Origin of the sequence: Novosphingobium sp., assembly GCF_027531025.1 — a bacterium.
In the GTDB taxonomy this organism is placed as follows: Bacteria; Pseudomonadota; Alphaproteobacteria; order Sphingomonadales; family Sphingomonadaceae; genus Novosphingobium.
Genome location: NZ_JAPZQX010000007.1, coordinates 155,169 through 166,082 on the forward strand (window position 1 = coordinate 155,169; position 10,914 = coordinate 166,082).

8 protein-coding genes are annotated in these 10,914 nt (G+C 66.2%); 5 read left to right on the top strand and 3 right to left on the bottom strand.

Annotated elements, in window-relative coordinates; translation table 11 throughout:
• Positions 1-21: 21 nt before the first annotated feature.
• Complete coding sequence (locus tag O9281_RS11535) at positions 22-1,155, bottom strand: serine hydrolase (RefSeq protein ID WP_298185910.1); 1,134 nt, start codon at positions 1,153-1,155, stop codon at positions 22-24.
• Positions 1,156-1,248: 93 nt separating this feature from the next.
• On the opposite strand from O9281_RS11535, the gene gltX reads away from it, so the two are divergent.
• On the top strand, positions 1,249-2,577 hold the full coding sequence (gene gltX / locus O9281_RS11540; protein WP_298185913.1) for a glutamate--tRNA ligase: 1,329 nt from the start codon (positions 1,249-1,251) through the stop codon (positions 2,575-2,577).
• On the opposite strand, the gene O9281_RS11545 is transcribed toward gltX, so the two are convergent.
• Positions 2,574-5,318, bottom strand: coding sequence for a [protein-PII] uridylyltransferase (locus O9281_RS11545; RefSeq protein ID WP_298185915.1), 2,745 nt, complete (start codon positions 5,316-5,318; stop codon positions 2,574-2,576). The genes gltX and O9281_RS11545 overlap by 4 nt on opposite strands.
• Positions 5,315-7,027 (bottom strand): class I adenylate-forming enzyme family protein, encoded by a 1,713-nt coding sequence (locus tag O9281_RS11550; RefSeq protein WP_298185918.1) that lies wholly within the window; start codon positions 7,025-7,027, stop codon positions 5,315-5,317. Before O9281_RS11550 ends, O9281_RS11545 begins: the two co-directional genes overlap by 4 nt.
• 145 nt (positions 7,028-7,172) lie before the next feature.
• On the opposite strand from O9281_RS11550, the gene lgt reads away from it, so the two are divergent.
• From lgt to O9281_RS14650, 4 genes are all read left to right on the top strand, one after another.
• The gene (gene lgt / locus O9281_RS11555) at positions 7,173-8,036 is read left to right on the top strand and encodes a prolipoprotein diacylglyceryl transferase (RefSeq protein WP_298185920.1); all 864 of its coding nucleotides are present in this window, start codon (positions 7,173-7,175) and stop codon (positions 8,034-8,036) included.
• 7 nt (positions 8,037-8,043) lie between these two features.
• On the top strand, positions 8,044-9,105 hold the full coding sequence (locus tag O9281_RS11560) for an SAM-dependent methyltransferase (RefSeq protein WP_298185923.1): 1,062 nt from the start codon (positions 8,044-8,046) through the stop codon (positions 9,103-9,105).
• Positions 9,106-9,170: 65 nt separating this feature from the next.
• The gene (locus O9281_RS11565; RefSeq protein ID WP_298185927.1) at positions 9,171-10,340 is read left to right on the top strand and encodes an acyl-CoA dehydrogenase family protein; all 1,170 of its coding nucleotides are present in this window, start codon (positions 9,171-9,173) and stop codon (positions 10,338-10,340) included.
• Positions 10,337-10,819, top strand: coding sequence for an HIRAN domain-containing protein (locus tag O9281_RS14650; protein WP_363321462.1), 483 nt, complete (start codon positions 10,337-10,339; stop codon positions 10,817-10,819). The genes O9281_RS11565 and O9281_RS14650 overlap by 4 nt, the downstream gene beginning before the upstream one ends.
• Positions 10,820-10,914: the final 95 nt, after the last annotated feature.

Below are 10,914 nucleotides of genomic sequence, written 5' to 3' on the forward strand. Positions count from 1 at the left end.
AGCGGCATCACCTCAGAATCCTCAGGCATAGGCCATGGCTTCAAGCGCGCCGAAGGCGGCCAGTGCGCCGGGATCGCCGAATGGCTGCAACTGGCTGACGAAAACACCGCCCAGACCCGCTGCCGGATCGATCCAGTAATAGGAATTGAAGATCCCGGCCCAGGCGAGGCTGCCGGGGGAACGCCCGTTGGGCCCACGCCCCGGATTGATCAGGAAGCCCAGGCCCCAGCCGGTGTGCTGATCGGGGAAGGTGTCAAAGGGCTGGGCCAGCTGCGGCATGGCGCTGCCCATGTAACCCGCGCGCAAGGGGGCAACCTGGTTGCGGCCCATTTCGGCGACGGTCTCGGCGCGCAGCACGCGCTGCCCTTCCAGCTCGCCCTGGTTCAGCACCATCCGCACGAAGCGGGCATAGTCTGGCGCGGTCGAGGTGATCCCGCCGCCACCGCCATCGAATTCGCCTCCACCCAGGTAGATCTCCACCGGGGTGAGTGCACCTTCCCCCGCCCGCACATGCACCCGCGCCGCTTCCGTCGGCAGGGCGGGACGGAAGGCGGTCTGGTTCATGCCCAGCGGCGCAAACAGGTTGGCGGTGAGGTAATCGTTCAGCCGTTCACCCGACGCCGCCTCGATCGCGAGGCCAACCCAGTCGGTCGCCACCGAATATTCCCAGCGGTCACCGGGATCGAACATCAGCGGCATGGTGACCGAGGCGCGGGTGCCCGGCATCGGCATCCCAACCGCGCCGAAATACTGCAGCACTTCGGGGTGGATGAAGAAATAGCCGAGGCCCGCCGTATGCGTCAGCAGGTGGCGCAGGGTGATCGCTCGGGCCGCGGGGCGCAGCTGCGGCTGTCCCGCCGCATCAAAGCCGGTCAACACTTGCGGAATGGCCAACTCGGGCAGCAGCGCGCCGATATCGGCATCAAGGTCGAGCCGGCCCTGTTCGACCAGCTGCATCGCCCCGGCCGACACCAGGGCCTTGGTCATGCTGGCGATCTGGCACAGGGTATCGACCTCCATCGGCGTACCGCTCGCCACGTCGGCGTGGCCAAGGGCCTCGGCATGGCGAATGCCATCGCGATCAACAATGATGCCCACGGCACCGGGCAACTGGGCTTGGGCAAAGGCGGCGGCGAAAGGCGTCTGACTGGTCATGGGTCGAACGCTAGCGCTGCACAGGCGCAAGGGGAAGCGCGATTGCGGCAAGCGGCATTGCAGGCGCGGGGTGACGCGCGTAGTGACGCGGCCATGACCGTAACGACCCGTTTCGCGCCTTCGCCCACCGGCCACCTGCATGTCGGCAATGTCCGCACGGCGCTGCACAACTGGCTGCTGGCGAAACAGGCGGGCGGGCGCTTCCTGCTGCGGATCGACGATACCGATGCCGAACGCAGCCGCGAGGACTATGTCGAGGCGATCCGCGCCGATCTGAACTGGCTGGGGCTGGTGCCCGATGGCGAGGAGCGGCAGTCCGCCCGGTTCGATCTTTACGAGCGCGAGTTCCAGAAGCTGGTCGCGGCAGGCCGGGTCTATCGCTGCTACGAGACCGCGCAGGAGCTGGACCTCAAGCGCAAGGTCCTGCTCGGGCGCGGCCTGCCGCCGATCTATGACCGGGTGGCGCTGAAACTGACCGAAGCCGATCACGCTGCCAGGGCCGAGGCGGGGGAACGGCCACACTGGCGCTTCCTGCTCGATCACGACGCGCCGATCGAATGGACCGACGGTATTCGTGGGCCCCAGCACTTCGATCCGCGCCAGATGTCGGACCCAGTGGTGCGCCGGGCCGATGGTTCTTGGCTCTACATGCTCCCTTCGGCAATCGACGATGTCGGCATGGGGATCAGCCACGTGCTGCGTGGCGAAGATCACGTGTCGAACACCGCGACCCAGGTGCAGATGTTCGTCGCGCTGGGGGCCGAACCGCCCAAGTTTGCCCACGAGGCGCTGCTGGTCGGGACCGAGGGCAAGCTGTCGAAGCGGCTTGGCTCGCTGGGCATGGCCGAACTGCGCGAAGCGGGGATCGAGCCGCAGGCGGTGATTGCCCTGCTGGCGCGTCTGGGCACTTCCGATCCGGTCGACCCCGCGCTTGATGCCGATGCCCTGGCGGCGAGCTTCAACCTCTCCCACTTCGGCCGTGCCCCGGCCCGATTCGACGAGGCGGACCTCGCCCGCGTCAACGCCGCAGTGATCCACCGCCTGCCCTTCGCGGTGGTGGCGGGGCGCTTGCCGCCGGGCATGGATGAAGCGGCCTGGGACGCGATCCGCCCGAACCTGTCGACCGTCGCCGAAGCGGCCGACTGGTGGCGGGTGGTGACCGGTCCGGTCGAGGCCCCGGCGCAGTCGGATGAAGACCGCGCTTACCTTGGCACAGCCGCCACCATGCTCGAACAGGTCGGGGCGGACTGGGCGGCGCTGACCGCCGCGCTCAAGGAGCAGACCGGGCGCAAGGGCAAGCCGCTGTTCCTGCCATTGCGCCAGGCACTGACCGGGCATGACCACGGCCCGGAAATGGCCGCGCTACTGCCGCTGATCGGCCATAACGCGGCGCTGGAGCGCCTGCGCGCGGCGGCGGCCTAGGCCGCTACCTCTACTGTCTCGTCGTCCGCCGCTTCAAGCAGGCGCTTCTCGACCGACCTCAGCCGCTGGACGCCGTCCACCTTCTCGCCCAACAAGTCGGTGACGTAGAAGGTATCGGCCGCGCGTTCGCCATAAGTGGCGATATGGGCCGAATGGACGATCAGCTTGGCCTCGAACAGCGCGCGGGCCAGGCGGTTGAGCAGGGCCGGGCGGTCGCGGGCATTGACCTCGATCACGGTGAAGCGGTTGCTGGCCTGGTTGTCGAACTCCACGCGCGGGGCAACGTCGAAGGCATCGGCGCGCGGACGGGCCAGCGGGCGGGCGGCCAGCTGGGTCACCAGCTTGATCTTGCCGCCCAGCGCATCGCCGATCATGGTCCGGATCCGGGCCAGCTGGCTTTCTTCGGAAAACGGCCGACCCAGCGGGTCCTGGACCAGGAAATTGTCCACCGCCATGCCATTCTTCGCGGTGTGGATCCGCGCGTCGATGATGTTGCCGCCGGCCAGGTGGATGCCCCCGGCAATGCGATAGAACAGCCCCGGATGGTCAGCCGCGATCACCGTGACCAGAGTGGCCCCGCGCGCGGCATAGTATTCGGTGTGAACGTCCAATGCCTTGCCGGCGGCTTTGTCGAGCTGGATCAGGTTCATCGCGATGATGTCGTCCGGCTCGGCGATCCAGTAGGCATCGCCCAGCTGTTTGCCGACCGTCTCGACCAGACCTGCCCGCTGGCCCAGCCGTTCGCCGACGACCCGCTGCTTGGCGGCGATCCGCTCGGCCCGGCCGTGCTGGACATGGCCCAGCCGCAGCCGCTCCTCGGCGGCTTCGTAAAGCTCGTGGATCAGCTGCCGCTTCCAGCTGTTCCACACGCCGGGGCCGACCGCGCGGATATCGACGATGGTCAGCAGCGCCAGCAGCCGCAGCCGCTCGATCGATTGCACCTGGCCGACGAAATCGGTGATCGTCTTCCAGTCGGCCAAGTCGCGCTTGAAGGCGGTTGCGCTCATGATCAGGTGGTTGCGCACCAGCCAGGAAACCAGCTCGGTCTCCTTCTCATCCAGCCCGAAGCGCGGGCACAGCTTCAGCGCCACGTCCGCCCCCAGCACCGAATGATCGCCGCGCCGCCCCTTGGCAATGTCGTGCAGCAGCACCGAGGCATAAAGCGCGCGGCGGTTGACGATCTTGTGGACCAGCGCGGTGGCGAGCGGATGGTCCTGCTTCATCTCGCCGCGCTCGATCCGCGCAAGCAGGCCGATGGCGCGGATCGTGTGCTCGTCCACCGTATAGTGGTGGTACATGTCGAACTGCATCTGCGCGTTGACCCGCCCGAAATCGGGCACGAACCGGCCGAAGACGCCCGCCTCGTTGAGCCAGCGCAACGCCGTTTCGGGGTCCTTGCGGCTGGTCAGCAGATCAAGGAACAGCGCGTTGGCGCGCGGCTCGGTGCGCAGGCTATCGACCAGGCGGGCATCGCGCACCGCCAGCCGCATCGCTTCCGGGTGCAGTTCGAACCCGTTGCTGTCAGCCAGGGCGAAGATTTCCAGCAGCCGGGCCGGATCGCCCGCGAACCAGTCGTTCGCCGGCACGTTGATCCGGCCGCCGAACACCGGATAGCCGCCCACCATCCGCCGCCGCGCGCGAAAGCCCGCCAGCAGTCCGCGCGGCTGCCTGCGGCCCGATTGCTCTTCCAGCTGGGCCAGGAACAGCCCGGTCAGGTGGCCGACGGTCTTCGCCTGGAGAAAGAAGAACTGCATGAAGCGTTCGACCGCGCTCTTGCCCGGGCGATCGGCAAACTGCATCCGCGCGGCCACCTCGCGCTGCAGGTCGAAGGTCAGCCGGTCCTCGGCGCGGCGGGTGATGGTGTGGAGGTGGCAGCGCACCGCCCAGAAGAAGTCCTCGGCGCGGCGGAACTTGCGGTACTCGGCCGGGGTCAGCAGCCCCACCGTGACCAGCTCCGATGAATCGCGCACCTTGTGCAGGTATTTGCCGATCCAGTAGAGCGTGTGGAGGTCGCGCAGGCCGCCCTTGCCTTCCTTCACATTGGGTTCGACGACATAGCGGCTGTCGCCCAGTCGCTTGTGCCGCTCGTTGCGCTCGGCCAGCTTCTCGGTGATGAAATCGCGCTCGGTCCCGGCGACCACTTCGGCGCGGAACCGGGCCTGGGCCTCGTCGAACAGGGCCTGGTCGCCCCAGACATAGCGCCCTTCGAGCTGGGCGGTGCGGATCGTCAGGTCACCGCGCGCCATCCGCACCATCTCGTCGAGCGAGCGGCTGGAATGGCCAACCTTCAGCGACAGGTCCCACAGGAAATAGAGCATCGCCTCGATCACCTGCTCGCACCAGGGCGTCTGCTTGATCGGGGTGAGGAAGGCGATGTCGACGTCCGAATGGGGCGCCATCTCGCCCCGGCCATAGCCGCCGACCGCCATGATCGTCAGCCGTTCGCCCGACGAGCGGTTGCCCGATGGATAGACGTCGGCCACCACGTGATCGTGGACCACGCGTACCAGCTGATCGACCAGGAAGGCCTGGGCGGCGGCGCTGTCACGCCCGGCGCTGGGCTTTTCAGACAGGCGGCGCGCGATCTCGGCCCGCCCGGCCGCCAGCGCGCCGCGCAATAGCTCCACCACGGCCGGCCGTGCCGCTGCCGCGCCCTTGTCGGCCACCAGATCGGCAATCGCCCCGGCCAGCGCGCGCCGATCGACGATCGCGCGCTGGTCCGGGATGCTGCGCTGGCTCAAGCCGTGCTCTTCTGCTCGCTTTCCCACACCGAGAGGTAACGGGCCTTCAGGGTGCGCTTGTCAACCTTTTCGGTGCCAAGGCGCGGCAGGGTTTCGGTTTCCTGCCACAGCCGCACCGGCACCTTGTAGGCGGCGATATTGGCTTTCAGGAACTCGCGCAGTTCTTCCTCGGTCAGGCTTTCGCCGTCCTTGGCCAGGAATACGCCGGTCGGCAGTTCGCCATAGCGTTCGTCCGGCATGCCGAAGACGCTGCATTCGGACACCTTGGGGTGGGCATAGATCGCCTGCTCCACCTCGATGCAGCTGATGTTCTCGCCGCCGCGGATGATGATGTCCTTCTTGCGGTCGACGATGAACAGGTAGCCGTCCTCGTCAAGGTAGCCGAGGTCGCCGGTGCGGAAGAACCCGTCCGGCATGATCGCGGCCTTGGTCGCCTCGGTGTTGTTCCAGTAGCCGAGGAAGTTGGCGATCGAGCGGATCGCCACTTCGCCGATCTCACCCGCGGGCAGACATTCGCCGGCGTCGTTGAGGATGCCGATCTCGACCAGCGGCTTTGAGGCCGTGCCGGTCGAACCGGGCTTGGCCAGGTAGTTCTCGTTGAAGTTGCCGCAGCCCACGCCGTTGGTCTCGGTCAGGCCATAGCCCAGCAGCGGGAAGGCATTGGGCAGGTTTTCGCGAATCCGCGTGACGTGATCGACCGGACGCGGCGCGCCGCCCGCGGCAAAGGCGGTGCAGCTCGACAGGTCGTACTTGTCGCGGTTGGGATGGGTCGCGATCTCGAAACTCATCAGCGGGACGCCGACGAAGTAGGAGACCTTTTCCTTTTCGATCAGCCGCATCGCCTCTTCGGCGTTCCACTTGGGCATCAGCACCAGCTTGCGGCAGATCGCGAAGGACTGGAGGAACAGCGGGACCATGCCGGTAACGTGGAACAGCGGCACGTTGACCAGGCTGCACGGCTGGCTGCTGGGCGCCTCGCCCTTCGAACCCATATAGGTGAAGACCATCAGCGTCTGCGCGGCATAGTTCATCGTGGCCTGGACCACGGCGCGGTGATCCGACCAGGCACCCTTGGACTGGCCGGTCGAGCCCGAGGTGTAGAGGATCGTCGCCAGGTCATCGCCGGTCAGTTCCGGCAGCGGGGTATCCGCGCCGCCGCCATGGGCTAGCAGCTCGGACAATCCTTCCTGCCAGGGGCAATCGTGGCGGAAAGTCACGAGCTTGCCGGGATAGGTGAAGCCCTGCAGGCGTTCGCCACGCTGGTGATCGACCAGGATGATGGAGCATCCGGCCAGCTCGATCCCGCCGGCCAGTTCCTCGCCGGCCCACCAGCCGTTGAGCAGGGTTGCGCAGCCGCCGGCCATCAGGATTGCCATATAGGCGACGATCCAGTTGGCCGAATTGCGCGCGGCGATCCCGATCCGGTCACCCTTCTGCACGCCATGGCCGGCCACCAGCCCGCCCGCCACGGTGCGGGCGGCGGCATGGATCTCGGCAAAGGTCAGCCGGATATCGCCATCGACGATGAATTCCGCCGCGCCATGTTGGGCGCAGTAATGATCGAAATAGTGCACCAGCGTAGGCGGCGCGTTCTTGAGCATCGGCAGGTGGCGACCGAAGCGTTCGATCTCCACCGTTTCGAGCGGGGCACCAGGGGCAGTCAGCATCGAGATGATGCTGTTCAGGGCATTGTCGAGTTCACTCGGCATGCGACATCCTTATCCTCATGTTGAGGGACGCCCCCCGTCCTGGCGTCCTGTCGGGTTTGTTTCCCGGCTTCGTCTGTGCCAGAAGGCCGCGCGTATGGTCGCGTCGGAATCTCCTCTGGCAGCGCCCATTTAGGGAGATACTTGCGTGCTGTCACTAGCGCTTGCCGTAGCGGCCAATCCTGAGCCGATTCACTGGATCGACCTGGGCCTCAAGCCCTATCTGTTCGAGATCGGATCGTTCCAGTTGCGCTGGTACAGCCTGGCTTACCTGGGTGGAATTCTGCTGGGCTATTGGCACCTCGGCAAGATGATCAAGGCCCCCGGCGCACCGATGGCGCAGCGCCACCTCGATGACCTGTTCTTCTACTGCACGCTGGGGATCATCCTGGGCGGGCGGCTGGGCTATGCCACGTTCTACAGCCCCGAACTGTGGTCGAACCCGCTGGAACTGCTCAAGCTGTGGAACGGCGGGATGAGCTTCCACGGCGGGCTGGTCGGCACGGTGGTGGCGATGGGCTGGGTCGCCTGGCGCGGTGGGCTCAGCTTCTTGCGGGTGATCGATTATGTCGCCGTGGTCGTGCCCTTCGGCATGCTGTTCGGGCGGCTGGCGAACTTCATCAATGGCGAGCTGTGGGGCCGCGTGGCGGAAAGCCCGATCGCCTGGGCCATGATCTTCCCCGGGGCCGGACCCTATGCCCGCCATCCCAGCCAGCTTTACCAGGCGGGCCTTGAAGGCCTGCTGATGATGCTGGTGATGCTCTGGCTGTTCTGGCGCACCAAGGCGCGCTGGCGGCCGGGCCTGCTGGGCGCCACCTTTGCGACCGGCCTGGGCCTGGCGCGCTTCGTGGCCGAATACTTCCGCGAACCCGATGCCCAGCTCAGCGAATTTGCCGTCCGTACCGGCCTGTCGATGGGCCAGTGGCTGAGCCTGCCGTTGCTGGTGGTGGGCGTGGTCTTCCTGGTCCGGGCGCTGGTCCGCCCGCCGCTGGGCGCGGCCAAACAGGCGTAGGCCGGGGATGGAGCCGGCCGGGGGCGAGCCGCTCGCCGCGATCTTTCGTCGGCTGGTCGCCAATACCGGGCCGATCAGCCTGATGCATTACATGGGCGAGGCGAACGCCCGGTACTATTCCAGCCGCGATCCGCTCGGCAGTGCGGGCGATTTCGTCACCGCGCCCGAAATCAGCCAGATGTTCGGCGAACTGATCGGGCTGTGGCTGGCCGACATGTGGATCAACGCCGGGCGCGAGGAACCGGTCCACTATGTCGAGCTGGGGCCAGGGCGCGGCACTCTGGCCAGCGATGCCCTGCGCGTGGCCAGGCGCTATGGTCTGACCCCTTCGATCCACTTCGTCGAAAGTTCCACCGCGCTCAAGGACGTGCAGCTCGCCACGGTGCCGGGCGCTCAGTGGCACCACGATCTGTCGACCGTGCCACCCTATGGCCCGGTGCTGATCGTCGCGAACGAGTTCCTCGATGCCCTGCCGGTGCGGCAACTGGTCAAGACGCCCGATGGCTGGCGCGAACGGATGGTCGTGCCGGATGGTGACCGCTTCGTCTGCGTGGCCGGGCCGCAGCCGATGGACCCGGCCGTGCCCGAGGCGCGGCGCATTGCGCCCGATGGTACGATCTACGAGCTGTGCCCCGGTGCGGCAGCCACGGTCTATGAAGTGGCCGGGCGGCTGAAGGAGCAGGGCGGGGCGGCCCTGTTCATCGATTATGGCCACGATGCGCCGCGCGATGGCTCGACCCTGCAGGCGGTGCGCGCCCATCTCAAGGTCGATCCCTTCGTGGGGCCGGGCGAGGCGGACCTGACCGCCCATGTCGATTTCGCCGCGCTCGCGCCGATTGCCCAGTCGCGCGGGGTGCGCTGGCTGGGCACCGTGCCGCAGGGCCGCTGGCTGCGCGAGCTGGGGATCGAGGCGCGGGCCGAGGCGCTGGCCGCGACCGCGCCCGAACATGCCGCCGCGATCCACGAGGCCAAGGACCGGCTGATCGGCGAAGGGCAGATGGGTCTGCTGTTCAAGGTGATGGGCCTGGCCGCGCCGAACTGGCCCGGTGGGGCCGGGTTCGCCGGTTAATTTCAAGCGTAACCGGTTTGCGATAGCGTGCTGGCTTGCTATGCGCTTGGTCTCAAGGAGTAACCATGCGCGCCACCCCCGATTTCGATTTCGCCCTGCCCGAAAGCGCCGCGATGATCCGCGAGGTCACCGCCCGCTTTGCCGATGAACAGATCGCGCCGCTGGCCGCGAAGGCCGATGCCGAGGACTGGTTCCCGCGCGCCGAATTGTGGCCCGCGATGGGCGAGCTGGGCCTGCACGGGATCACAGTCGAAGAGGAATGGGGCGGGCTGGGCCTGGGCTATCTCGACCATGTGATCGCGGTGGAAGAAGTCTCCCGCGCCTCGGCTTCGATCGGCCTGTCCTATGGGGCGCACTCCAACCTCTGCGTCAACCAGATCCGCCGCTGGGGCAATGACGAGCAGAAGACGAAGTACCTGGGCAAGCTGATCTCGGGCGAGCACGTCGGCAGCCTCGCCATGTCGGAAGCCGGGGCCGGGTCGGACGTGGTTTCGATGAAGCTGAAGGCCGATGCGGTGCAGGGCGGCTATGTGCTGAACGGCACCAAGTTCTGGATCACCAACGCGACCTATGCCGATACCCTGGTGGTCTATGCCAAGACCGCGCCCGAGGCCGGATCGCGCGGGATCACCGCTTTCCTGATCGAAAAGGGCGATGAAGGTTTCAGCATCGGCCAGAAGATCGACAAGATGGGGATGCGGGGCAGCCCCACGGCCGAGCTGGTGTTCAACGACTGCTTCATTCCCGAAGAGCGGATCATGGGGCCCCTTCATGGCGGCGTCGGCGTGCTGATGAGCGGCCTCGATTACGAGCGCGTGGTCCTGGCCGGGCTGCAGCTGGGCATCATGCAGGCCTGCCTCGATACGGTCATCCCCTACCTGCGCGAGAGGAAGCAGTTCGGGAAGCCGATCGGCGCCTTCCAGCTGATGCAGGCCAAGGTGGCGGACATGTACGTCGCGCTGCAATCGGCCCGCGCCTATACCTATGCCGTCGCGAAAAGCTGCGACGCCGGGCAGACCACCCGCTTCGATGCGGCCGGTGCGATCCTGCTGGCCAGCGAAAACGCCTTCAAGGTCGCGGGCGAAGCAGTCCAGGCGCTGGGCGGGGCGGGCTATACCAAGGACTGGCCGGTGGAGCGTTATCTGCGCGATGCCAAGCTGCTCGATATCGGCGCCGGCACCAACGAGATCCGCCGCATGCTGATCGGCCGCGAGCTGATCGGGGCCTCTGGATGAAGGCTCCGCCGAGAAAGAAATTGTACCACTTGTCTGGCGAGGGGCAGGTCAATGGCGATGGCTCTCACAGACAGGCCATCCTGAAATCATGCCTTCCTGGCATGTCTGTCGATTTGGTTCGCGAACCGAACAACCCTTACGACCCAAATGCTATCGCAGCTCATGTCAATGGCATGTGTATTGGTTATATCGCTAGAGAGGATGCAGAGGCGCTCGTAGGTCACATGGAGCTGGGTCGGGTTTTTAAGGCTCAGATCAACGAGCTTAGAGGTGGGATGCGGGACTTTCCCAATTTCGGTTGTGTTCTATGCGTCGTGGACGAGGCCCTTCCATTCTTGAGCCCCAAGCCACTGGAACCGACCCAAGTCTTTTACCGTGGTTTAGGTTACTCGCAGTCTGGCAACTCGTCCGGGCCAAGAAACTCTCAGGGTCTAATCGGGCGATTTCTGACTGGCTTAATGAGTGCGATAAAGCGGTAACCGAGGTTAGTGGGTTCGCCGGCGAGACGAGAAGTCTGTAGTGGCTGGACCGGACTATACAGCCCGTTATAGATCAGGGTGATGGGGAATTAAGG